Below are 21,926 nucleotides of genomic sequence, written 5' to 3' on the forward strand. Positions count from 1 at the left end.
TGCGTGCCGGACGGCGGGCCAGCTCGCCGTCCGGCACGACGACCATCTATCCGTCCGCGGGCAGGCGCAGTGCGGACAGCACCGTCGCGAAACAGGCCGCCTGGGTGGCGGCCGGAAGCGAGTCGATCGTTTCGCGCGTGCTCAACCAGCCCTCCGGCACGATGTCGTCGCGTTCGGCCAGCGCTGTCCACGGCTGGGCGCCACGGGACCTCGCCCAGCTCAGGATCGTCGCGGAATCCTCACCCAGAATCGCCGCCGCCAGCAGGTACCGGGACAACAGCTCGGTGGCCATCCCCGCGAAGTACCCGTTACTCGAGCCGAGGTCACCGGCTGTCGAGGCCCGGGTCAGTTCCTCAGCCCGCTCGGTGGCCACCGACGGCGAGATGCACTCGATCATGCAGCCCGGCCCGTACATCTGCTCGATCCGGCTCCGGCGCTCCGTGCTCGTCATCTCCGCCCCTCCAGCATCTTCTCCTGCGCTCGCGCAGCCAGTATCGCGCCAGACCTGCGCCGATGCTCACGGACCCGGCGAATCCACCTCCCTGGCCCACGTCCGGACGCGGAATCCGAGCAGCCCGCCCCGGCGGCGTCAAGGGTCCATTCACCTGCACCAGGCCCCTTGGCTATCGGGTTCTTGACCCCGCCGGGGCAGGCTGCTGAACGGCAGCGCGTCCGCGCGGGACCGCAGGCGCTCACGCCACCGGTCCCGCCTTCGCCGTGCAGCCACCGAGGCGCCCTCGGCGGCTGACCGCGCCCGAGGCCGGGCGCGTCTCCACAAGGGGCCCATCATGCTTCTCTTCCACCTGCTGGCAGTGCTGGCCACAGCCGCACTCGTCGTCGTGATCCTGCGGGACCGCCGCGCACGGGCACTGTCCCGGCTCCAGGTGCACCAGCTGAGCCAGGACAACCATCGGCTGACCTCCGAAAACAACCGGCTGCGCTACGACACCGTGACCGGCCTGCTCCTCCGCGAGTCGTGGACCACGACCGCGTCGCAGATGCTGCCGCACCTCGCGCACCCGGCGGTGCTGTTCGTCGACGTCAACAAGCTCAAGCGGGTCAACGACACGATCAGCCACCGCGCCGGAGACCGCCTGCTGCGCGAGATCGCCGATCGGCTCCGCGCGCAGCTGGGCGAGCAGGCGCTGCTCGGCAGGGTCGGCGGCGACGAGTTCGTCGCCCTGCTCGACCTTCCCGCGTCCTGGCCCGCGACCGTGCAGTCAGCCGTGGACGCCTGCCAGGTGGAGGTCGCAGGCAGAACTTGCGGAGCGGCCTTCGGCCTCGCCCGCCCGGTGGACATCGTCGGTCGGGAATCGCCGACCGCGGCCGCCCACGCTGCCAGCCGCCGACTGGACCGGCTCATGCACGCCGCCGACCTCGCGATGAAGCGCGCCAAGCACCGCTGCCGCACCGAAAACCTCGCGACCGCGCTGGAACTGTACGGCGAGAAGGACCCGCTCGTCCCCGAACACCTCGACCACGACCCGCACGCCCGTCCGCGCGACGCCGCGGTGCCCGCCGGTGACCAGCACCTGCAGTTCTGACCGCAGCTGCGGCGTCCGGCCCCGATCCACCACGGGATCGGGGCCGGACGCCGATGTCACAGCTCGTCGAACGCGCTGAGCGCGGCCTCGAGGTGCTCGCCCACCGCCGCGGGCATGTTGAACTCGCGTTCGTCGGCCAGAGCACGCTGCCAGTCCTGCAGGATCGCCGCGCATGCCAGCAACGCCGGCATCAGCACCCCGATCGGCGACACGTCGATGCGATCGAGCCCCTGCTCCGCCTCGACCCGCAGCCTGTCCGCGGCAGCGAGCGCGGCGACGTCTCCGGCCAGGTGCAGCAGATCATTGGCAACGATGACCTTGCGGACGTGGTGCTGATCGGCTCGGCCGGAGGTGACCGCGTCGACCGCCTTCCGGTTGATCTCGCGGTACTCGTCACCGCTCAAGCCACGGTCATCGAGCCAGTTGTGACGGCGCTCGAGATAGGTCGCCCCCGCCGCGATGTGCGCCAGCAGCACCGTCTTGCGCCGCGCCGGGGGAAGAGCGCTGAGGGTGGCCTCGTCGAGTGCGTGCGGCACCCCCAACTGGGCAAGCGCGCGTACCAGCGCGCTGACCGAGGGCGTGCGTGGCTCCGAGGGAGAGGTCATGAGGTAACAGCGCTCCTTCCAGCGAAGCGTCCAGCGTAGGAGCAGCCTCTCGGCGACCGCCATCCGCCAGAACACCCGCCGCGGCGCCATCGAGCCGGGCGCGCTCACCAGGCTGGCCGACGCGGCGGCCACCACGACCGCGACCCGACAGCCCGCGCCGACACGGGTGATCCGGCCCCGACCTCGCCCGCCAGCCCGATGACCCTGCCCGGGCCCGATCACGCCGGTCGGGCGAGCACGGACGCGGCGTGCGCCTCGCCGATCGCCGGCCCGGCCGGCGGCGCTCCCGGCTCTGGGAGCGCCACCAGCCACCTCCGCAGTGGCCGCCAGGAAAGGCACTGGTCATGGGCTACAACACCGACTTCTGGGGCTCGATCTCCATCACCCCGCCACTCAACGAGCACGAGATCAACTACCTCCGGCAGTTCGCCGAATGCGATCCCGAGGCCACCACGACCGGCCCGTACTCCGTCGCGCCCCGCGACGACGGTGCCGACGCAGACCAGGCTTCGCCGGCAGGCATCTCTCCCGCCCAGGACGCCCCCAGTTCGGCGTGCCAGTGGATTCCCAGCGACGACGGCACCGAACTGGAATACGACCAGCAGGAGAAGTTCTACGACTCGACCATCTGGATGGCGTACCTGATCGACACCTTCCTCAAACCCGGGGCCACCGCACAGCACGACCTGGCCCACCGAATCCCCAGCTGGGCCTACCCCGAGGAACTGGAGCAGTTCACCTTCGACCACGTCTGCAACGGCGAAATCGATGCCCAAGGCGAGGACTCGAGCGACCGATGGCGCCTCGTCGTACGCGACAACCTCGTCTCCACCCAGCACGGGGCGATCACCTACAAGTTCGAGACGCTGTTCGCCTCGGCACGGCACACCGACGCTGAAGAGAATCCAGCGGGCACCGCGGTGCAGGAGCGGCCGGTGCTGCGCCTGCTCGCCGTCCTGCCCGACGGCGACGTCGTCGCGTGGGCGGACCCAACACCCGGGCGCAACCCCTTCGGGATGCTGTCCCCGGACCAGACCCCGCCTTCGCTGGCCGCGGCCCTGGACAGCGCCGACCTGGTGATCCCGCCGATCACCCCGATCGTGCGGTTCGACCTCGCGCCGCCGATCGCGGCGCACCTGTTCCTCACCGCGGACATCGACCCGACTCCCACCCCGCCGGCCCGCGCAGTCCGGCAAGGCGGAAGCCCAGAGACCCCGCTCACCGGTGGTCTGCAACGGCTGTCATCCCTGGAGCCGGCGAGCGTGGACCAGTTCGCAGAGTTCGCCACACAACTCGGCATCCCCGTGCAGCACACCCCGCGCCTGCCCTGAGCGCCCGGCAGCAAGCCCCGGCCCGCCGCCACCTGGCGACCGCGTCGCTGGGGTCGGCGGCCCCGGGGGCGGGGCTGCGCACGCTGGCCGACGTGCGGGCGCGCGCAAGGACCCCGCCAGCCCAGCCGACCGGGGGAGACCAGCCTCGCTCCGCTCGGTCGCGCTGCGCGCGATCCCACCCCGGTCGGCCGAGCGCGCGGCCTTGCCGCTGTTACCCGCACGCCGGCCTACGCGGCTGGCACCCCGGATCCCGCGGGGCGCCAGCCGCCACCAGGACGACGTCCCTGGTGGCCAGCACGAAAGGCCGCCTGCATGGGCTACACCACCTACTTCACCGGCGAGGTCACCATCACTCCGCCGCTCAACGAGCACGAAATCGCCTACCTGAACAGCTTCGCCGACTCCCGGCGGATGGACCGCCGCAAAGGCCCCTACCACGCCGAACCCGGCAACGACTTCGCCCGAGGCAGCAACGAGGACGTGCGCGACTTCAACATGCCGCCGCACGGCCAGCCCGGCCTGTGGTGCCACTGGATGCCCACCGACGACGGCGGTGCCATCGAATGGAACGGCGCGGAGAAGTTCTACGACTCGCCGGAGTGGATGAAGTACCTGATCGACACCTTCCTCAAGCCCGGAGCCACGGTGCAGCGGGAGATGCGAACCCTGCAGGGCAACACGGCCCTCATGCGGCTGCCCGCGTCCGGGTGGACCTATCCCGAGGAGTTCAAGCACTTCACCTTCGACCACATCTGCAACGGCGAGATCGACGCCGACGGCGAAGCACCTGACGACCGCTGGCGCCTGGTCGTACGCGACAACGTCGTCTCCGTGCAGAACGGCACGATCGTCTACACCGATGAATCGGTCGTCGGCGAGGACAACCCCGCTCCGATCCGCGTCACCGCGACCCGCGCGGATCAGCCCGACGAGGACCTCCCCGCGCTCACCGCCGGCCAGCGTGCCCTGCCCGCTGCCGCCGATCTCCTCGACTGACCACATCGCACGTGGGACCCCAGGCGCCGCCGGGGTCCCACGTGCCCTTCCGCCATCACGGCGATCAAGGCGCCTCGCCCGCCGATCCGAGGAGGACAACTGTCGTGAACAAGCCCGCCATCACCAGGATCCCGACATTCGGACCGTGTGTCCGATGTGGACGTATTGCCGCTCACCTCGAGTCCCATCCCCGGGCGCTGCTGGTCGTCCACCGCGACGGCTTCACGCCGTGCCCGGTAGCCGCCGGCGAGATGCCGATCCCGGAGAACTTCCCCGGCAACCGTCAGGCGCGGACCTGACCCTGCGTTTTCCCGTCCATACCAAGCAGTCGCGTAGCCGACCCATCCCGGCCGCGGCCGGCTACGCGACCCCGCTGGCCCGCCACTGGCAGAAAGGACTGTCGTGCCCATCTACCTACCGGCACCGAAGCTCGATCCACGAGGACCGGACGGACAAGGCTGGAATCGTCTCAGCCTCGGCGCCTACTACAGCACGATCCCCGCGCAGTGCGCTCTGCGCCCCCGCACCTTCGCCACCCTGCACGAGACGCTACGCACGACCGAGCTGGCCAGGTTCGGCAACCACGGCCGCTGCGTCCGCGACAACCCCGGACGCTACCCAGACTGCCGCAGCTGCCCGGTGTTGACCGCCGAACCGTCCACTCTCGACACTACGCACGACCGCGTTCTAGTCCGGATCCAACGCCACACCACCGGCTCGTGGCTGGCCACCCAAACCGTCGATATCCCCTACATCGTGACCGACCCTGACCTGGGATGGAACAGCCCACACCAACGATGGGCCTGGGACCAGCTTGCCCGGCTGACCGGATGGCGTGCAGGCCGAGTACACGACGACCGACACTCGCCGGGATTCTGGCTGGAGCGGATCCGCTCCAGCTGAAACGACGCGGTCCCGCATCAACGCACCCTTCCGCTCTCCTCCTGCCCCTTCGTGCCGCCCGGCTGCTTCGGATGCCAAGCCGAGCACGCCACCGGGCGCCAGGGCAAGGCAACCGCTGCCGCGGTCGGCTCCGCCGAACCTCGGCCCCGGCACCCGGTGGCCCGCAGCCGGTGCGGCATCCGCACGCACCACCGCCGAAGACCGGCCAAGCGGACGGCACCACTCAATCGCACTCCTGCCGGCGCCCGCCAAAACGCCGAACACCCCACAAGGAAGGAAACCCACCGATGACGATGTCCAGCACCCGCGACCCCGACACGTTCTGCACCTATCGACACGAGCAGGCCGGCGTCTATGTAACCGTCTACCGCGACGGTCTCACCGCCTCCGACCGCACCGGCACATCCGAGCGCCACCACCTGCTCACAGTCAACGGCCTGGTCACCACCGGAGCACGCCTGACCCTGCGGCCCCTGCCACAGGCAGCGCAGATGTACCTGCCCAGTCCCGAAGCACCCGCGGTGTGGCTCGTTCGCGAGCCCCACCGCACGATCATCGTGCCGGCTTCCATCCTGGTCGACGGCATGCCAGACCTGACAGGCTGGATCTTCGGCGGCAACTTCGCCTACCGCGCCGACGAGCAATACCACGCACTGGTCGGATTCGACGCCGCAGTGCAGATCCACGACCACCGTGAGAGCTGACGCGGTAAGGCAGGCCGACCCAGCCGGCCTGCCTTACCGCATCCCGAAACAACGCCGAACATAAGGCACGCCTGGATACTGCAAGTAGCACGACATTTCCACATTCGCTACTGAAGCCCACCAGTGAGAAATCTCCGAACACATTCGCCAGTTACTTCACGGTAGCAATCCGCGCGACGCATTTGGGAACCGAATGTCGCTCCAGTGCGGGAAGCGCACTCTAGCACGATCGCGTGTCCGGCCGAGGAGGCAAATCTCGCTTGGACACGGCTTCCTGTCTCCTCGGCCGGACACGCGATCGTGCTTTCCCGAGTGCGTCCCGCGCAGAGCGCGACACAGTGGATCCACCAAATCCGCGACACATTTCATGAATTCCGGCGCCCGCCAAAACGCCGGTCCACCCCACGAAACGGAGAACACCAGTGACCACCATCGAAATTCCGACCGAGGTCAACCTCGACCTCACCACGACGCTTCTGGCCGAGGCACAGCCAGACCGCCAGGTCGCCGTCGAGATCTCGACGACGACCGAGACGTCCGGTCTCGAATCCGGCGATTTCCCCCACGAGCGGTCGACCGACGACGTCGAGCTCCTCGAAGTCGCACCCGACCAGCTGTTCATCGGCGCGAACACCCGCCGCAACGTCGTGCTGGACAAGGACTTCGTGCGCAGCATCGCCCGCCACGGCGTTCGCGAGCCGATCCGGGCCTACCGCGACGACACCGGGAAGCTGGTGGTCCACGACGGCCAGCGTCGTACGCTCGCAGCGATCCGGACGCAGCGCGAACGCGTCCGCGTCATCGTCGAGCCTCGACCGTCGCTCGACGAGAAGGCACAGGAACGCCGCAGGATCGTCGACCAGGTCGTGGTGAACCGCCACCGCGCCGACATCTGCGGCGCCGACCAGGTGCAAGCCGCCCAGCAACTGCTGGACCTGGGCTTGGACGCCCGGGCCATCGCCCGGGAATGCTCGATCCCCGTCAAGGAGGTCGAGACCACCATCCAGGTGGCCACAAGCGACACGGCTCGCAAGGCCCTCAACGACGGCACCCTCGACCTCACCCAGGCCGCAGTCGTCGCGGAATTCCAGGGCGACGAAGCGGCCGAGGCAACGCTGACCGAATGCGCGCGCACTCAGCCCGAGCAGTTCAGCCACCAGGCGCAGCGGCTTCGCGACCGGCGCGAGGAGCGCAGGCTGCGCCAGGAAACGACCGACAAGCTGCAGGCCGACGGCGTCACCGTCATTGCCCGCCCGGACACCCTCTACGGCGGCAAGACCCGCAAGCTGACCGACCTGCGCGCCACCCCGCAGACCAAGCCCGGAACCAAGCTCACCGCCAAGCGCCACACGAAGTGCCCCGGACACGCGGCGTTCCTGGACTACCGGTCCCACCGGCCGGAGGCCGACCGAGTCGAGATCGTCTACGTCTGCACCAGCTTCACCGAGCACGGCCACGCCGAAATCCACGCCGGACAAGGGAAGGTGACCGCGACCTACTCCGCCGGCACCGGCCGGGCCACCGGACCGATGACCGAAGAGGAGAAGGCAAACCGGCGCCGCGTCATCCAGAACGGCAAGGACTGGGACTCGGCGGAGAAGGTCCGCAAGACCTTCCTCAAGAACTTCGCCGGCCGCAAGAGCGCACCGAAGGACGCCACGACGTGGATCGCGCAGACGATCGCCGAGGGCAGCCACGACCTTCGCAAGGCAATGGAGTCCGATCACGCCCTGGCTGTCGAACTGCTGGGACTCGACAAGAAGGCCGGCCGCAGCCGCTATGACCGGCGCCTCGCGCACCCCATCGCGGACGCCGCCACGAAGGCGACTCCCTCGCGAGCCACCGTGCTGAACCTGGTCATGCTGCTGGCCGCGCTCGAGGAGGGCACCGACCGACGCAACACCTGGGAGAAGCCCTCGCCCGCCCAGCGCTCGTATTTCACGCAGCTCAAGAACTGGGGCTACGCGCTGTCCCCGGTGGAGGAGCTGGTCCTCACGCCATCGCAGTCCACCACGACGACCCCCGTCGAATTGGGCATCGCCGACGATGGTGACGAGACCGCCGCGGAGGAGCACGGGGATGACGAGGTCCCCGACGGCAACGACGACGAGGACGACGCCGTCGAAGGCGCGGCCATCAAACCGACCGCGGGGGAGGAGCCCGGCACTGCCGAATCGGTAGCAGACCTGCAAGCGGACTTGGCCGCCTGATCCACTCGACCAGGTGGGGCCGCTCCAACACGGGCGGCCCCACCTGCGTTTATGCCAACTATCTGACACAAACCTGACAAAAAGTGGACACCCAGATCACAAGCAATCCCGCTACCTCAAGCGGTGCGGGCACGTGGTCGACGCCCTTCCGCTCGGCCGGCCAGCTGACGCACGAAGGTCACCAGACCCGCGGCGAGGCAACGCGGCGATGAACCCGCCCGGCGGGGCGGGTGACGGTCCTCGCTCCGCTGCGGGCCACCCGCCCCGCCGAGTAGAACCCCCGCCGTCCTACGGACCTCGCCACGGCCTGATGAGCCCAGGCCCGTCAGCTCACCACCGCACCGAGAGGACCCGACCCAATGGGCCGTCACCGCATCAAGAACTCCCTGCTGGACGTCGCGCTCGGGCTCTACGCCCGATTCATGGTCGCGCTCGACGACGCGATCACCGGCACCTTCACCCGGCGCTCCGGCACGTTCCGCTGCAAGCACTGCTCAGCCGAATGCACGGTCACCAACGTCAGCAGCCGCGAACTGCGCGCCGCTCGCAAGCTGGCCACCGACCATTCGCGGCACCGTCCTGTCCGCGACGAAGTCGCCCTGTTCGCCAGCTGACGCCCCGGCGTCCTGGCTGGCGCTCAACTCCCTGAGCGCCAGCCAGGACACCGTTGCCACGACATCGGACGAAGGAGTTCGTCATCACCATCGACACCTGGACCGTCCACACCGTCGCAGACGGGCCGCGAGTTCGCGGTGCGAAGCCTGCACGGTGTCACCGGCGTCGCCCTGCTTTCCCCGCGGCGGATCACCGTGCTGCTCGACCTGTTCGACAGCAAGACCGGCGCGCACATCACCGACGTCTCCAATGTGATCCGCGGGGACCTCGACGCTTTCGCGGCCTTCGCCGACAACTACTTCTCGCTCACTCACGAGACGTATTTAGTCGATATCGACTAAATTGACCCCGTCTGACGTCCTGCCGGAGGAACAGCAAAACTCCGGAGCACCCTGTCCTTCTGACGGAGTGGGGTCCATGAAGGACTTTCCGTGTGTGTTCCGCTGCTTGCATCCCCGTGCAGAGGGATCTCGCAAGAGCCGATTGCCGAGGGTGTGGTGTCGCCAGCCCGGTTGCCGGGGTCGTGGGCCCCGACCACGACGCTTCGGCGAAGTCTGTCGATATCGATTAAATCAGTCCGGTGCGTACGGCGCCGTGCGCCGCTTTTGCGTCGAGCGCTCGGAATCGTGGCCACACCCTTTCTCTGCCCTCCGCGCTGCCCGGGGATGGGGCCGCTCGCAGGCCAGCACGCCCGGGCGGGGGCTGACGCGCCGATGCCGCCCGCCCACGCCGACCGGGTGAGACCAGCCTCGCTTCACTCGGCCGCGTTCCGCGGTCTCACCCCGGTCCGGCGGAGCGCGCGGCCCCGCCGGACCGCCCGGCTCCGGCGAAGTTGCCGCCGGGGCGAGCAGCTCTTGCCGGAGCCGGCCGGTCCCCGCGCTCCGAGGCGTGCTCCGGCCATGGCGTCCCACCCCGACACCTCGGAGGTACGCCGTGCAGTTCGAATCAGCCTTGGAATTCACCCGCGAGGAGCTGACCCAGTCCCAAGCCCACGCCTTGAGCGACGTCCTCCATTTACGCCGTCAACTGCTGGCCGACCAGCAGAACGCCCTGGTCTCGGCACGGGTCACCGTCGGTGCGACGGTGAAAGTTCGCCAGAACATCAAGCAGGCGTACCTGCGCGGCCTGACCGGCACCGTTCAGGCCAAGAACGGCAAGGTCGCCACCGTGCTGCTGGACGAGGAGTCCACCGCACGGCTCAGCTCGGGGAAGGCGAGCCGGTCGATCTGGATCCCCGAGGGCACGACCCGCCATCCACTTGACGGCATGCCCGTCGCGGCGCTCGACGTCCTCGACGCACCTGACGGTTTCGACGACCTGGTGACGTTTCTCGTCTCCCACGCCACTGCACAGCAGATCACCGAGGTCGAAACCGGTCGCAAGAAGCGCATCCAGACCCTCGCCGAGAGCCTGGCCGCGGGCGACGTCGTCATGATCACCAACGTCTCGCCCAAGTTCCTTGTCGGCTTGACCGGCACCGTGCAGTCCGTCGACAAGGCCGCCGGCGGTTGTCGGGTGCTACTTGACGAGAACTCCACCAAGCAGCTTCGCCTGGAGGACAGCAGCCGGTTCCACGTCGAGAACGGCGTGACCCACTACCCGATCCGGCTCAAGTTCGAGCAGGCGCTGATCACCAGCCAGGCCAGCTGATCAGCCTCCGGTGCTGGCGAGCCCGGCGACAAAGCCATGGCGCTCGCCAGCACCGAGTTCCTGTGCGCCTTTCTTTACATACCAAGGAGTTCCGTCATGACATCCGTCATCCGCGCCGACCACACTGGCCGCGTCTTGCACAAGGTCTCCACCCATCGCTCGGGGCCCGACGGCCATCCGATTGCGATCTGCTCACTCTGCGGCTGGTCGGAGACCGCCGACCCGCCCGGCGGCCGGGCCGAAGCCCGCGCCCTCGCGCGCCAGCATCTCAACCGCCCGCCCGAGTGGCCCGTCTTCCACCGAGGGCTGGCCAGTCTCATCGGCGGTCGCCGCACCAACGCCGACTACGCCGCGGTGTTCGTCGACGACGTCTTCGGAGACACCGCCGCGTGGGCACTTGCCGACGGGATCGGCGATCGTCCTGGCGCCGCTGAAGCCGCGCGTGTCGCCGCGACCACCGCCGTGCGGGCCGCGTTCGGCCACCGCCTTGATCCCGCGGACGCGCTGCTGACGGCCCGCGACGAAATCCTGCGCCACGACATCGACGGCGACACCGTCATGGTCGTCGCGGTCGCTCATGAGCAGCACGAAGGCTATGAACTGGCCTGGGTCGGCGACTGCCGCGGGTACGAGAGCCGAGATGGCCATCTACGTCAGCTGACCACCGATCACACCCGGGCCGAAGAGACCCGCGCCTGGTTGCGGGAGAACTACGACGACCCCGACTCCGTCCCCGGCTGGTACGCCCACCGCCTGCCGTCGTGGGAGCACATCGTCACCTCCAGCGTGGCCACCGCCACCGCCGACACCATCGGACGCTCCAGCACACCCGACCGTGAGACCCGGTTGTTGCTCACCAGCGACGGCGTCCACAAACCCGTCCCGCACGACGTCCTGGCGCAGCTGGTCACCTCCACCGACAACGTCGAGACCGCAGCGCATCGAATCGCGCTGGCTGGCCCGCGCCACGGCGGCACCGACAACTCCACCGCCCTGCTCATTGACCCCGTGCAGGGGTCGTGACCAGCGGATTCCTCATGCGCGGCGACAACACCATCGCTTAACCTCAACACCAGGGGAGGAACCATGCCCACCGACGACGCGCTTGCGCCACGCCCGCCCGGACCTGCCTGCGGGCCACCGCCGCAGAGCGACGTGCGGCCACGGGACACCGCAGTCGATGCCGCACTGCTCGACCCGGAACGCCAGTTTCTCGGCTGCCTGCTGCAGCTCCCCGCGAGCGCGGCCTGCGCCCTGCTCGCCGGAATCGACCCGGACGACCTGGCCACCCCGATGAGCGCGTTCATCCTCGAACTCGTCATCGACGTCGTCGCCAGCGACCGTGACCCGACGCCCGGGCTCGTCCTCGGTCACGCGGTCACCACCGGCCGGGCCGGAGGAGAACAGCAGCACGCCTGGCTCGGCCACGAGCTCATCACCCTCTACCAAGCCGCGCCGGTTCCCCTGACCGGCAAGCACTACAAGGCGCTGATCCTCGAAGCCGCGTGGCGCCGGGCCCTGCGCACCTACGCGACCCGCCTTCAGCAGGCCGCCGAATCCAGCGCCGCCGACATACTGGCCACCATCTACGCCGAGCGAAGCGCGGTGGACGCCGTCTACAGCAGGTACCGGGCGGCCGCGGAGCCAGAAAGCTGGCCCGCTGCGCTGTCGACGCTGCGAACCGGCTCCCGGCCTGCGGCCTGACGGCCGACAACCAGGCCGCCCGCGCCGCTCAGACCGGGCTGCAGGTGTCGGGGTTCGCCAGAGCATCGGAATCTCCCGCAGTCGCGGGAGATTCCGACAGCCGGCAGCTGCTCGACTCGGCTGACGGTTGCCGCCGTGGCCCTGCTCCATGCCGCCGTCCCTACGTGCACGCGGCTGTCGCGTGCCAGCCATGGCGGCGGTCCCTCAGGTTCCGCGGCACGAGCACGCCGGGGCTCTGGTGCCGCGTCACCGCGACGGTGCTGGTCACGGTCCGGGCCGGGCACAGCGGGCGCGCAGGCTGGAGTGCCAGTGGACCGCCCAAGGGCAGTACACCGTGGGAGGGGCAAGCGGCGATGAACCTGGGCCAGCCATTCCGGTGAGACAAGCCCCTTCGGGGTCGCCTCCGGCGATCACACCGGAATGGCCGACCCAGAACCCCCGCCGGCCTTCGGCCCCCTCCCACGGCGCACTGGGCAGAGCCGCGTTCCACAGACACCCCAGCCCAGGAGGCCCGATGAGCACGACCCTCTTCGCCGACGTCACCGCCGAGGCCGCCGCGGCGGACATGATCCAGGACTTGCTCGGTGGTCGAGTCATCGAGGTGACCGACGAGGAGGCCTGGCGCCACTTCGACGACCGCACCGCCGTCGAGGACCGGCTCCACTACGAACTCCTGGCCGAAGACCTCGTCGGCGCCGACTGGTGAGCCGCCCGAGCGGCGGGCCGGAAACCGGCCCGCCGCACGGCCGCCGTCCACATCGCCCTCGCGCTCCACTCGGAGTCCACATGTTCCTCGCCAAAATCGCGGCAGCCCTCATCTGGGCGTTCATCATCAAGGTCATCGTCGTTCCCTTGTGCGGCCACCGAATCACCTGGCGCCTGGCGCTTCTGTTCGCCCTTGTCGCCGCCTTCCACAACTGAGTCACCCTCGCGGGCCGGCGCGCACCGGTCGCGCCCCCCGTCACCGCACACCCTCACCGGAGACAGCCATGCCCCTGCACGTCCTGGCCTTCGCCAGCCTCCCGCTCGTCGTCGCGCTGGCCTACCTGCTGCGACTCCTGCTCAGGCTGGAGAGCGTGCCCATTCCCTGGTGGTCCGCTCTCGCCATCGGAGCCCTCGCGGTCACCGCCCTGTGGCTGATGACGCTGATCAACCTCTACACCGGTGCGCTCCTGCACCTCATCTTCTGCGGCCTCGTTCCTGGCTGCTGACGTTCCCGGGCCGCGCGCAGCCGGGCCAGACCCCTCACCACCCACCGGCCAAGGAGGCCCACCTCGTGCCGCTCGTGCTTGTCAAAGCGCTTCTCGCCGGCGCCGCCACCGTCGTCTACAAGGTCATCTTCGCCGCCTTCGACCAGCCGATCTCATGGGCGCTGGCAGGCCTGCTGGGCATCCTCACCGTCGTCGGCGGATACATCTTCTTTGTCGAGGGCGACTGACCGCCCGAACATAAAGCCGAAAATAACTAAAGTCGCCGTCAAATGTAGCTGTTTAATGAATGGCTTCCGACGTGCAAAGTAATTGAAGAAAGGTCCGGAAACGCTGTTGTTTCCGGGGGGCGTTCGCCACCCCCCGGACCCCCCAGGCAGGCCTCGGGAATGGAGGGGATGGAAGGCTGCGGTTCGGTGGGTCTTCGCGCTTCATTCCCTCGGCCTTCCTGATGTCTACCAGGGGTGTCAAGGGAAAAGCGCCCTTGACACCCCTGGCTTAACGACATCAGGCCGAGGGAATGAAGCACAAAGACCCCCCTTTGTAGACAGAAAGAATCCGTGGAAAGCCGCGCGATTCGGTCGACAATGTGACAAAAAAAGAAGAAGAAAAAAGGGTGATAACCCTTCCGTGACCGGCCAGAATCGGGTAATATTTTCGTTGTCAGGGGGAAACGAAAACCCCACCCGGAGCCCGCCAAAACTCCGGAAGATACCCCACAGAATCAAAGGAAAACACCACCATGACCGCAGCCGTCAAGACCGCCCCCGCGAACGCCCACCTCTCCGCAGCCGACGGTCCCGTCATCACCTGCACGAACCCCGAGTGCAACCTGGAACTCTCCCGCACGGAGAAAGCTCTCAGCGTCCGGCGGAACGGCCTCTGCGCGGAGTGCTTCACCGACGGCGTGAGCGTCCCCGAGCAGGCCGCCACCCCGCAGCCGGTCACCGCACCCGAGCCCGCCGAGCAGGCCGCCGAGGAAACGCACGAGGAGACCGCCGCGCGGCTCGCCACCATCGGACTGGACCCCGAGACCGGGGACGTCGTCCGGTGCGGCCAGTGTGACGCCAACATCGCGCGCAAGGTCGCGGACAACCCGGCCGCCGAGTACTGCTCTCCCGTGTGCGAGACCGCCGCCGTCCGCGCCGCCGCCTTGGCCATCGCCGTCGAAATCGTCACGTTCGCCTATCCCGACATCACCGAGTACCAGGCAGAAACCGGCCTGAAGGCCGCTATGCAGCACTGGAGCAACGGCAAGGTTGCCGGGCGCGGAATCGCCGCCGCCGCCCGCGCCTGGACGTCGCGGGACGAGGATTACTCCCAGATGCACTACGGCGAGCAGGGCCGCGCCAACAGCCGCGCGCTCCCGATCCTCAAGTCGGCCGTACGCGCCGCACGCGAATACCTCGCCGCCCACCTCCCCGCCTGACATGTGCCACCGGCGGCCGGACCACCACCGGCCGCCGGTTCCCACTCCTCCATTTTCCCAGCGCTGAAAGGCCGACACCATGACTAAGCTGTCCGCGTTCCTGAATCAAACCGCCGTTAAGGTCATCACCAGCACCACGCGTTACACCACCGTTAACGCGACTTGCGCCGATTGCACATTAAACGTCCGGATTGCTCTTGCGACCCCCAGCGAGGCGGAGCACATCGAAAACCTGATTACCAAACACAGCAACCATGCTGAACTCAGCAGCGCGGAATTTGTGCACCAAATCATGAACCGGTGACCCTGGCGTACGCCACCGGCGGCCGGACCAACACCGGCCGCCGCCCCCCGTCAGCGCCGCCAGGAGACAGCGAACGTGACCAGCCCTCAGCCACGCCCTAGCCAGTCCTACGACGAAGAAGACGAGTACGACGAAGGCGAAAGCGTCGCCGAGTTCGACGACCAAGAAACATACGGCGACGCCCCGGACGATCCGGAGTTCGGCGACCCCTACGACGAGAACGCGTTTCAGTACTGCTTTGAGTGCAACCGCAGTTACCCCACCGAAGCCGACCTAGTCGACGCCTACAACACCTACGCAGACGACGAAGCCCCCGAAGTGACCAGCGGCTCACAAGTCACGTTCTGCCCCGAATGCATGCACGACTTCCTTTACCCGCCAAGCGATGCCAGCCCCGAACGCTGACAGCCCGCCGCCCGCCCGCCCAGCCAGGAGCCCGAGCATGGACACCGCCGCACTGATCAAGTACATGGACGCCCGCGAGCGCGGAGCGCGCACCCTTGCCGCCATCGCGGCCAAGCACCGCGCGAACGGCGACGCCGACGCCGCGAAAACGGCGGACCGTTTCGCCGCATGGGCGTTCGCCCAGACCGTCGGAATCTGCCTCATGCTCGACGGCATCAAAGCCGCGTGGACCACGCGGCCCGACGATCCCCACAGCCACGGCGTCACCCTCCCGACCGGGCATTTCATCCCCACCCGACCCCACGCCAAGACCACCGCCGCCGTTCTCAACGGCCAGCGCGTCCGCCGGATGACCGTGCACGGTTCCGACAGCGCCCGCTACGTCTCGGCCGTCATTTGGCAGGCCGCCCAGAAGCTCCCCGCCCCGGCAGCAGACCGGGCGAACGTCGCCGCCTGACACAGCTCGCGCGCCACGCGAGCGGGAAGCTCGGGGCTTCCCGCCCGCGTGGCGCGAAACATCGGCGGGACCGGCATCGAGCCGGCCCCGCCGAGGGGCGGGGGGGGGGGGCGCCCCCCCCCGCCGCCCCCCGGCCCCCCCCCCCCCCCCCCCCCCCCCCCCCGGGGGCCCGGGGGGGGTCCCCCCCCCCGGGGCCCCCCAACCAGGGGGGCCCCCGCCACCCCCCCGCCCCCCCCGATCCGAGGGGGCTCGCGCCCCCTCGGGCTCCCCGCGCCCGCCCGCCCACCCGGCCCGCCTGACGGCGGGCACTGAATCGGGCTCCGGCGCCGGGGGCGCCTCCGCCCTGATGCTGCGCATCTGGCGTGACCGGCGCCTGGCGGCGCCGACCACGCGTGCTTCGCGCCTGGCGGCGCTACGCCAACAACACCTGTCACGGAATCCGGGGTCCGGCGCCGGGGCGCCGGACCCCGGATGCTGCTGTTTTCCTGCGGTGGCCGGCGCCTGGCGGCACCGACCACCGCGCGGCCGTTCCGCGCCTGGCGGCGCTACACGGCCGAAGTGGCACCCGAGCACCCGTCGCCATGTAGGGCACCCGAGGACACCGCTTCACCTCTCCGGCAGGGATGGCCGGTGAGTACATGCCGACTCCCGCCGCGGTGTCGGACCGTCCCGAAGTCACCCCGTGCTCCAGTTCCCACGCGGAAGCTCCGGAGCCGCCGCCGAGGCCTCCAGCGGCCACCGGCGCGAGGTAGCTGACCGAGATCGGGACGGAACGCCAGCCGCGGACACCCGCCGCCGGGCCAGGGCGTCAGCGAACCGCCCGAGGGCAGCACGACCCGGGCGAGGCGGGGCGGCGATGAACCCGCCCGGCCGCGCGGGGTGACGGTCCTCGCTCCGCTGCGGGCCACCCGCCCGGCCGAGCAGAACCCCCGCCGTCCTACGGACCTCGACCGCACCGTGCTGGGCACAGCCGCGTTCCGCTGACACCCCAGCCCCAGGAGGCACCGTGTACGAGCCCGGCGACCCATACCTGCCCGCGTCGTCCTACAGCCTGCGCACCAGTACCCACTCGTTCATCGAGTCCGGCACAGCTCTGCTTTCCCACATCGAGCACCTCGGCAACCAGGCCGGCGCGCTGCCCGCAGGCTGGTACTGGCACACCGAATACGACTACCGCAACCCGGGCCCGCGGCTGCCGATCCTGTCCGGCATGATCACCGCCCACCGGCCGGCCTCCGCCCGGCAGGCGGCCCTGCAGTGGGCCAACGTTCTCGGCCTGGCCCCCAAGAAGTCCGCGAGCCGGGGAACCGTTGCCTACGAAGGCGAACTCGACGGCCTGAAGATCGAGATCTGGGCCGTCGTCGACCGCAAAGCCTACGGCGGCACGCTCTCGACGCTGAAGTACTACGCGCCCGACGCGATCCTGAGCACCCTGTTCGCGCTGGCCGCTACGACCAGCGGCATCCTCCTCGCCCGCCACCGCAAGCAGGCGAAGGCCCGCACCCGGTAGCCGCCCCGCCGTGTCCCGGGTCCGCGCCCGGGGCACGGCGGCGAGGCGCGAGACACGCCGCGCCCGAGACGCCCCACGAGGCGGGCGGCCGAGCTGACGCACGAGACCAGCACCCCGGGCGGGGGCTGCGCGCCGATGAACCCGCCCCGCCTGAGCGGGCCGCCCTTGCTCCGCCGCGGGCGCCCCGCCTTCTCGGCGGGGCGGAACCCCCGGCGCCCTTCGGGCCCCCGCCCGGGGTGCTCAGGCCACGGAGCCCGTCAGCTCGCCACCACCCGCTCGAAGGGCTCTCCGACGATGACCCAGCACTACCTCACCCCGAACAGCGCCTCTCCTGACCACGTGGTCCTCGTCGGCTGGGACCGCCGGGACGCCACCTTCTTCGCCCGCGTCTACCGCGACGCCGGCAGCGGCCCGGAACACATCCTCTGGGAAGGCATGAGCCGCGGCGAATACACCAACGCCACCGACATCATCGAATTCGTCAAGTCCTATGTGGACACCAGCAAAGTGAAGCTCACCAAGGTCACCGCCGCCCTGTACCGCGACCAGTACGACAGCCTCACTGCGACCTCCGCCCAAGCCAACGCCGTCACCCACTGGTGATTTCCCGGCCGGGATTACGCAGTCACTCGCTGCCGCAAGCCCGGCTGCCACCGGCGTCGCGGAAGTCCCCGCCCGCACCCATCCCACTCGCACACCGGAGGTTGGACATGCCGCTCTGCCAAGGCCTCGGGGAACCGGTCCCCGGCGACTACGTGACCTACGCCGGCTCGCTGACGGATCTGCACGACATCTACTTCGTCGTCGCAATCAACCCGGACGGCTCCTTCGAACTGATCATGGACGACGAAGACGTCATCGTCCGGCTGCACACCGTGGGCCGCCAGTCGATCGCGCGCACCGGCGGCCACACCGACCGCTACCGCCGCTACACCTGAACACCCGTCACCGTCGCTCGCCCGGTTCCCGCAGGGGAACCGGGCGCCGTCCCAAGCGCGACGCCAACTCCGAGCCGGTGAGGACGACCAATCGAACCTGCGGCCTGGCCGCCCGGACGCCATCGGGTCGTCCAGCCGAACCGCCATGTCGCCCGTCCTCACCGGCTCCAAGCGCGACAGGACACGACTGCCAGCAGCCGGCCCCGGGCACGCGCACGGTGTCGACACCGTCGACACCGCAGCGCGCTACCCGTCGCACCCGCAGCCAGCACTAGCCAGATCCAGGCTGCCGTCCCGGCACGCGCCGGCCGGCATTGCCCGACGACGCGCCGCTCGCAGCGGCACTCCGAGCCCTCGGGCGGCTGACCTCCCCGAGCACCGCGGCACCGCTGAACGGAGCGGCTCCCATCGTCGGGAGTGCCCCCGCGCACCGGCCTCGCGTCACGGATGCCCCCTCAGCCCGGGCCCGTGAACCGCCCAGAGGTCAGCAGAACGGAGCAGGGGCAAGCGTCGATGAACCTGGCCGACTGATCGGGCGACGGTCCTCGCTGCGCTGCGGGCCGCCCGATCAACCGACCAGAACCCCCGCCGTCCTACGGACCCCTGCACCGCCCCGCTGAGGCATGCCGCGTTCCACCGACCCCCAAGCCTCAAGGGAGCAACACCATGAACGAGAACACCTTCGTCGGCAACGTCACCAACATCGAGGGTTACCGCACCACCCAGTCCGGCGACGCCGAGCTGACCTTCAAGATCGCGATCGACAACGGCTACTACGACGCTAAGCGCCGCTGGATCTCCGACACGGTGTTCCAGAAGGTCGTCGTCTACCGCGCCTTGGCCGAGAACCTCCAGGCCACCTTCGCCACCTACGCGAAGAACGGCGTCGGCATGCGGCTGATCGTCGTCGGCAAGTTCCGCGACGACAGCTTCACCCCGAAGGGCCAGGACTACCCGGTCACCCGGACCAAGTTCATCGCCACCATCGCCGGCCCCGACCTCAGCTTCGCCACCGCCGACGTCACGAAGGTCGCCAAGACCGCGACCGAGCGCGGCAACGACGCCAACCGCGAGCAGCTGGCTGCCGTGGCGGCCTGAGCCGTCCGCGCTCCGGCACCGGAACACCCGGTGCCGGGGCGCCGCCCCATTCCTGCTCCAGCTCACCGAAAGGTTCGCCGTGACGACCGTCAACGACCGCGACCTGCTCGACTACGCCAGCGGCTTGCACCGCGCCAGCCTGAATTGGATCCGCCCCGGCGTGGCCCTATGCCACACGGCCGGCTGCGACACGCCGCTGCCCGAACATCACATCCGGATGGCCGAACTCCAGGGGCACTGCCCCGGCTGCGCCGACGCGCTGGGCTTCCCGATCATGCCGCCGTTCTGACCCGACCCGAGGCAGGTGGCCCGGCGCGAGAACCGCCGGGCCACCGGAAGAAGGTGCCCCCATGGCCAGCGTCACCGACACCGTCGAGCGGATGATCCGCCGCTTCCCGTCGCTCTTCGCCAACCGCACCCAATGCCTGCACGCCCTGTTCTACGTGCTCGGCAACGGCTACGACTGGTCCGCCGGCGAACTCGTCGACATCACCCGCGACGACCGCACCGAGGAAGACGTCGACGCCGCGTTCCTCGCCCCGCTCATCGCGCGCCATGGCCCCGACCACCCGATCGTCGAGCAAACGGCGGCCCGGTTTGCCGCCGATCGCGCCCCGACGTTGTCGCGTCGCGGTCGCGCCGCCGTACTCGCCCGGACCCCCGGCGAGCTCGGCCCGCACGACCCGTACCCGCTCACCATCGGCTGTGCTCTGTCGACGATGCCCGCCGACGCCACCTCCGACTGGCGTGCCGCCGCCGACGAGATCACCGCAGCGGTCGACGAGCACGTCAACTCCGGCAAGTACAGAGGCATCCACGAGCGAATCACGACGTTCCACGGGCACCGACCCGGCTGACGGTTGCCAGCCTGCTCGCCCCGGCCGGGACGAGCGGGCGGACTCGGTCAACGGAAAGTGTCGGACCCCCGCCGTACCGTCGCCGCATGGGCCGACACATCACCCTCGCCGAGCAGGACGCGACGCCGCTGCCGTTCGACCTCCCGCTCGCCACACCTGCCGCGGCGCCCCGCCCGCGGCGGCGGCCCACCGCGCCACCTCTGACCGAACTCGTCGTCGACCCGGTCGAGCACGCCAGCGACATCGCGCGGTTCCGCGCGAAGATGGCTCACCCGCCGCGCCTGCCCGACGGCAGCGCCAATCCGATGTGCTGGATCTGGACCGGAGCCATCACCGATTCCTACGGCCAGTTCTCCATCGTGCGCGGCGGCTTCGCTTACAGCATCAAAGCCCACAAGTTCGCCGCCGCGTGGTTGCTGGGAATCCCGGTGCCGCGCGGCGAGCGCGCGGACCGCTCCGGCGGCATCCGCAGAGTCGTGGAACACGCGGTCTGCGACAACCCGATCTGCGTCAAGGCCAACCCCGACCCGAAGGTCGGCCACATCTGGCCCAGCACCCAACGCGAAAACCTCGCGCGCGGCGGTCAGCGCAAACGCGTCGGCGGGTCCAACTGGTTCATCCGCCGCTGGTCCAAGCTCAGCAAACACGAACGCGACGAACGCTCCCGCCAGCTTCGCGCTGCGGTCATCGACGGCTGGGACGAGGCGCGAGTTCGCGAAGTCTTGCTCCGCATCGACCCCGCACAACTCGACGCCTTCGTCCCGCTGCACTAACCAACCGCCGCGACGTCCCCACGGTCACCGAACCCCTGGATCCGCGGTCGCAGCCACCGCGTTGGCCTCCGCAAGCTCCGGCTCCGGACGCGAACCGGCGCGCGAAGTTCCCGGCGGCTCGGGCGTACCTGCGCCCGGTTCGGCAGTCGACACTGCAGGGTTCGCCTTGTCCTGCGGCACCAGCTGCGTCCAGCGCCGCAGGACCTCCACCCGCTGCTCGGTCACCTCCGCCAGCTCCGTCTGCGGAACCTTGAGCACTCCCGCCGCGAGCACCGCGCGCCCGGCGGCAATCTCCGCCTCGATGACCTGCGGGCTCTCGGCCAGCGCCGCGTCGAGCAGCTCCCGCAGCTTCGCCGCGCGTTCCTCGTCCGCGCCCGGCTTGAGGGCCGCCTCGAACACCTTGCGCAACGCGGCGTCGTTGTCCGTGCGCGCCTTCACCGCGATCTTCGCGGCCTCGCTGACCGCCACCGCAGCGTCCTCCTGCAGGCGCCGTTCGTCGGCAGCCTTCTTCCGCAGCTTGGCCCGGACCTCCCGTGCACTCGCCATGATCGACCCCTCCCCGGTATCGACGTGTTCCTGTCCGAGCCCGAGGCTAGATCAACCACCGGCACGGCCGCGCGAGCAATTCCCGCTGGTAGCCGCCTCGCCACCCGCCGCGACGGCCACGCGAACCCGGCCCAAACAG

30 protein-coding genes are annotated in these 21,926 nt (G+C 69.6%); 27 read left to right on the top strand and 3 right to left on the bottom strand.

Annotation, left to right across the window (positions count from 1 at the left end):
* Positions 1-46 precede the first annotated feature (46 nt).
* A complete protein-coding gene (locus QQ657_RS10065) occupies positions 47-451 on the bottom strand; it encodes a hypothetical protein (protein ID WP_284741798.1) in 405 nt (134 codons plus the stop codon).
* A 337-nt stretch (positions 452-788) separates the two neighbouring features.
* Between QQ657_RS10065 and QQ657_RS10070 the strand changes: the two genes are divergently transcribed.
* Positions 789-1,544, top strand: a complete 756-nt coding sequence (locus tag QQ657_RS10070) for a GGDEF domain-containing protein (protein ID WP_091629727.1) — start codon at positions 789-791, stop codon at positions 1,542-1,544.
* A 56-nt stretch (positions 1,545-1,600) separates the two neighbouring features.
* Here QQ657_RS10070 and QQ657_RS10075 read toward each other — a convergent pair whose 3' ends face one another.
* Positions 1,601-2,284, bottom strand: a complete 684-nt coding sequence (locus QQ657_RS10075; protein WP_284741799.1) for a hypothetical protein — start codon at positions 2,282-2,284, stop codon at positions 1,601-1,603.
* A gap of 113 nt (positions 2,285-2,397) precedes the next feature.
* Between QQ657_RS10075 and QQ657_RS10080 the strand changes: the two genes are divergently transcribed.
* The 26 genes from QQ657_RS10080 to QQ657_RS10205 all read left to right on the top strand — a co-directional run bounded on the left by QQ657_RS10080 (position 2,398) and on the right by QQ657_RS10205 (position 21,241).
* Entirely contained in the window at positions 2,398-3,480 is a 1,083-nt protein-coding gene (locus tag QQ657_RS10080) for a hypothetical protein (RefSeq protein ID WP_284741800.1), read from the top strand.
* A gap of 312 nt (positions 3,481-3,792) precedes the next feature.
* Complete coding sequence (locus tag QQ657_RS10085) at positions 3,793-4,476, top strand: hypothetical protein (protein WP_177231864.1); 684 nt, start codon at positions 3,793-3,795, stop codon at positions 4,474-4,476.
* A gap of 104 nt (positions 4,477-4,580) precedes the next feature.
* Positions 4,581-4,775: a hypothetical protein gene (locus QQ657_RS10090; RefSeq protein WP_143086526.1), complete on the top strand. Its 195-nt coding sequence runs from the start codon at positions 4,581-4,583 to the stop codon at positions 4,773-4,775.
* Between the two features lie 103 nt (positions 4,776-4,878).
* Positions 4,879-5,379, top strand: a complete 501-nt coding sequence (locus tag QQ657_RS10095; RefSeq protein ID WP_284741801.1) for a hypothetical protein — start codon at positions 4,879-4,881, stop codon at positions 5,377-5,379.
* Positions 5,380-5,666: 287 nt separating this feature from the next.
* On the top strand, positions 5,667-6,083 hold the full coding sequence (locus QQ657_RS10100) for a hypothetical protein (protein WP_284741802.1): 417 nt from the start codon (positions 5,667-5,669) through the stop codon (positions 6,081-6,083).
* Positions 6,084-6,505: 422 nt separating this feature from the next.
* The gene (locus QQ657_RS10105) at positions 6,506-8,293 is read left to right on the top strand and encodes a ParB/RepB/Spo0J family partition protein (RefSeq protein ID WP_284741803.1); all 1,788 of its coding nucleotides are present in this window, start codon (positions 6,506-6,508) and stop codon (positions 8,291-8,293) included.
* 359 nt (positions 8,294-8,652) lie between these two features.
* Positions 8,653-8,907, top strand: coding sequence for a hypothetical protein (locus QQ657_RS10110; protein WP_091629739.1), 255 nt, complete (start codon positions 8,653-8,655; stop codon positions 8,905-8,907).
* A gap of 138 nt (positions 8,908-9,045) precedes the next feature.
* Entirely contained in the window at positions 9,046-9,249 is a 204-nt protein-coding gene (locus QQ657_RS10115; protein ID WP_284741804.1) for a hypothetical protein, read from the top strand.
* A gap of 592 nt (positions 9,250-9,841) precedes the next feature.
* Positions 9,842-10,558, top strand: coding sequence for a hypothetical protein (locus QQ657_RS10120; protein WP_091629742.1), 717 nt, complete (start codon positions 9,842-9,844; stop codon positions 10,556-10,558).
* Between the two features lie 96 nt (positions 10,559-10,654).
* Entirely contained in the window at positions 10,655-11,581 is a 927-nt protein-coding gene (locus QQ657_RS10125) for a PP2C family protein-serine/threonine phosphatase (RefSeq protein WP_284741805.1), read from the top strand.
* 63 nt (positions 11,582-11,644) lie between these two features.
* Positions 11,645-12,262 carry a hypothetical protein gene (locus tag QQ657_RS10130; RefSeq protein WP_284741806.1) on the top strand — a complete coding sequence of 206 codons (618 nt, stop codon included), beginning with the start codon at positions 11,645-11,647 and terminating at the stop codon, positions 12,260-12,262.
* A 514-nt stretch (positions 12,263-12,776) separates the two neighbouring features.
* Positions 12,777-12,968, top strand: coding sequence for a hypothetical protein (locus tag QQ657_RS10135; protein WP_091629747.1), 192 nt, complete (start codon positions 12,777-12,779; stop codon positions 12,966-12,968).
* A gap of 80 nt (positions 12,969-13,048) precedes the next feature.
* Complete coding sequence (locus QQ657_RS10140) at positions 13,049-13,183, top strand: hypothetical protein (RefSeq protein WP_281246976.1); 135 nt, start codon at positions 13,049-13,051, stop codon at positions 13,181-13,183.
* Positions 13,184-13,251: 68 nt separating this feature from the next.
* Positions 13,252-13,473 (top strand): hypothetical protein, encoded by a 222-nt coding sequence (locus tag QQ657_RS10145; RefSeq protein WP_091629749.1) that lies wholly within the window; start codon positions 13,252-13,254, stop codon positions 13,471-13,473.
* Positions 13,474-13,538: 65 nt separating this feature from the next.
* Positions 13,539-13,700, top strand: coding sequence for a hypothetical protein (locus tag QQ657_RS10150; RefSeq protein ID WP_177231866.1), 162 nt, complete (start codon positions 13,539-13,541; stop codon positions 13,698-13,700).
* 512 nt (positions 13,701-14,212) lie between these two features.
* Positions 14,213-14,899 (top strand): hypothetical protein, encoded by a 687-nt coding sequence (locus QQ657_RS10155; protein ID WP_284741807.1) that lies wholly within the window; start codon positions 14,213-14,215, stop codon positions 14,897-14,899.
* A 79-nt stretch (positions 14,900-14,978) separates the two neighbouring features.
* Complete coding sequence (locus tag QQ657_RS10160) at positions 14,979-15,203, top strand: hypothetical protein (protein ID WP_143086528.1); 225 nt, start codon at positions 14,979-14,981, stop codon at positions 15,201-15,203.
* Positions 15,204-15,278: 75 nt separating this feature from the next.
* Complete coding sequence (locus QQ657_RS10165) at positions 15,279-15,608, top strand: hypothetical protein (protein ID WP_284741808.1); 330 nt, start codon at positions 15,279-15,281, stop codon at positions 15,606-15,608.
* A 37-nt stretch (positions 15,609-15,645) separates the two neighbouring features.
* Positions 15,646-16,065 (top strand): hypothetical protein, encoded by a 420-nt coding sequence (locus QQ657_RS10170; protein ID WP_284741809.1) that lies wholly within the window; start codon positions 15,646-15,648, stop codon positions 16,063-16,065.
* A 1,006-nt stretch (positions 16,066-17,071) separates the two neighbouring features.
* Positions 17,072-17,575, top strand: coding sequence for a hypothetical protein (locus tag QQ657_RS10175; RefSeq protein ID WP_091628930.1), 504 nt, complete (start codon positions 17,072-17,074; stop codon positions 17,573-17,575).
* Between the two features lie 294 nt (positions 17,576-17,869).
* Positions 17,870-18,178 (top strand): hypothetical protein, encoded by a 309-nt coding sequence (locus QQ657_RS10180; RefSeq protein ID WP_284741810.1) that lies wholly within the window; start codon positions 17,870-17,872, stop codon positions 18,176-18,178.
* 107 nt (positions 18,179-18,285) lie between these two features.
* A complete protein-coding gene (locus tag QQ657_RS10185; protein ID WP_284741811.1) occupies positions 18,286-18,513 on the top strand; it encodes a hypothetical protein in 228 nt (75 codons plus the stop codon).
* A 666-nt stretch (positions 18,514-19,179) separates the two neighbouring features.
* On the top strand, positions 19,180-19,611 hold the full coding sequence (locus QQ657_RS10190; RefSeq protein WP_284741812.1) for a single-stranded DNA-binding protein: 432 nt from the start codon (positions 19,180-19,182) through the stop codon (positions 19,609-19,611).
* Between the two features lie 79 nt (positions 19,612-19,690).
* Complete coding sequence (locus QQ657_RS10195; protein ID WP_284741813.1) at positions 19,691-19,900, top strand: hypothetical protein; 210 nt, start codon at positions 19,691-19,693, stop codon at positions 19,898-19,900.
* A 61-nt stretch (positions 19,901-19,961) separates the two neighbouring features.
* On the top strand, positions 19,962-20,468 hold the full coding sequence (locus QQ657_RS10200; protein ID WP_284741814.1) for a hypothetical protein: 507 nt from the start codon (positions 19,962-19,964) through the stop codon (positions 20,466-20,468).
* A gap of 86 nt (positions 20,469-20,554) precedes the next feature.
* Positions 20,555-21,241, top strand: coding sequence for a hypothetical protein (locus tag QQ657_RS10205; protein ID WP_284741815.1), 687 nt, complete (start codon positions 20,555-20,557; stop codon positions 21,239-21,241).
* Positions 21,242-21,265: 24 nt separating this feature from the next.
* Here the strand turns inward: QQ657_RS10205 and QQ657_RS10210 are convergent, their stop codons facing one another.
* Positions 21,266-21,787, bottom strand: coding sequence for a hypothetical protein (locus tag QQ657_RS10210; RefSeq protein ID WP_284741816.1), 522 nt, complete (start codon positions 21,785-21,787; stop codon positions 21,266-21,268).
* Between the last annotated feature and the right edge of the window lie 139 nt (positions 21,788-21,926).

It is taken from the genome of Amycolatopsis ponsaeliensis, from assembly GCF_030182635.1.
Classification (GTDB): domain Bacteria; phylum Actinomycetota; class Actinomycetes; order Mycobacteriales; family Pseudonocardiaceae; genus Amycolatopsis; species Amycolatopsis ponsaeliensis.

What these genes read in the sequence shown, in the direction of transcription:
- QQ657_RS10210 (WP_284741816.1), bottom strand. Translation starts at nt 21,787, where the DNA reads ATGGCGAGTGCACGGGAGGTCCGGGCCAAGCTGCGGAAGAAGGCTGCC.
- QQ657_RS10070 (WP_091629727.1), top strand. Translation starts at nt 789, where the DNA reads ATGCTTCTCTTCCACCTGCTGGCAGTGCTGGCCACAGCCGCACTCGTC.
- QQ657_RS10085 (WP_177231864.1), top strand. Translation starts at nt 3,793, where the DNA reads ATGGGCTACACCACCTACTTCACCGGCGAGGTCACCATCACTCCGCCG.
- QQ657_RS10155 (WP_284741807.1), top strand. Translation starts at nt 14,213, where the DNA reads ATGACCGCAGCCGTCAAGACCGCCCCCGCGAACGCCCACCTCTCCGCA.
- QQ657_RS10140 (WP_281246976.1), top strand. Translation starts at nt 13,049, where the DNA reads ATGTTCCTCGCCAAAATCGCGGCAGCCCTCATCTGGGCGTTCATCATC.
- QQ657_RS10110 (WP_091629739.1), top strand. Translation starts at nt 8,653, where the DNA reads ATGGGCCGTCACCGCATCAAGAACTCCCTGCTGGACGTCGCGCTCGGG.
- QQ657_RS10135 (WP_091629747.1), top strand. Translation starts at nt 12,777, where the DNA reads ATGAGCACGACCCTCTTCGCCGACGTCACCGCCGAGGCCGCCGCGGCG.
- QQ657_RS10170 (WP_284741809.1), top strand. Translation starts at nt 15,646, where the DNA reads ATGGACACCGCCGCACTGATCAAGTACATGGACGCCCGCGAGCGCGGA.
- QQ657_RS10100 (WP_284741802.1), top strand. Translation starts at nt 5,667, where the DNA reads ATGACGATGTCCAGCACCCGCGACCCCGACACGTTCTGCACCTATCGA.
- QQ657_RS10130 (WP_284741806.1), top strand. Translation starts at nt 11,645, where the DNA reads ATGCCCACCGACGACGCGCTTGCGCCACGCCCGCCCGGACCTGCCTGC.
- QQ657_RS10190 (WP_284741812.1), top strand. Translation starts at nt 19,180, where the DNA reads ATGAACGAGAACACCTTCGTCGGCAACGTCACCAACATCGAGGGTTAC.
- QQ657_RS10065 (WP_284741798.1), bottom strand. Translation starts at nt 451, where the DNA reads ATGACGAGCACGGAGCGCCGGAGCCGGATCGAGCAGATGTACGGGCCG.
- QQ657_RS10185 (WP_284741811.1), top strand. Translation starts at nt 18,286, where the DNA reads ATGCCGCTCTGCCAAGGCCTCGGGGAACCGGTCCCCGGCGACTACGTG.
- QQ657_RS10180 (WP_284741810.1), top strand. Translation starts at nt 17,870, where the DNA reads ATGACCCAGCACTACCTCACCCCGAACAGCGCCTCTCCTGACCACGTG.
- QQ657_RS10145 (WP_091629749.1), top strand. Translation starts at nt 13,252, where the DNA reads ATGCCCCTGCACGTCCTGGCCTTCGCCAGCCTCCCGCTCGTCGTCGCG.
- QQ657_RS10200 (WP_284741814.1), top strand. Translation starts at nt 19,962, where the DNA reads ATGGCCAGCGTCACCGACACCGTCGAGCGGATGATCCGCCGCTTCCCG.
- QQ657_RS10205 (WP_284741815.1), top strand. Translation starts at nt 20,555, where the DNA reads ATGGGCCGACACATCACCCTCGCCGAGCAGGACGCGACGCCGCTGCCG.
- QQ657_RS10125 (WP_284741805.1), top strand. Translation starts at nt 10,655, where the DNA reads ATGACATCCGTCATCCGCGCCGACCACACTGGCCGCGTCTTGCACAAG.
- QQ657_RS10160 (WP_143086528.1), top strand. Translation starts at nt 14,979, where the DNA reads ATGACTAAGCTGTCCGCGTTCCTGAATCAAACCGCCGTTAAGGTCATC.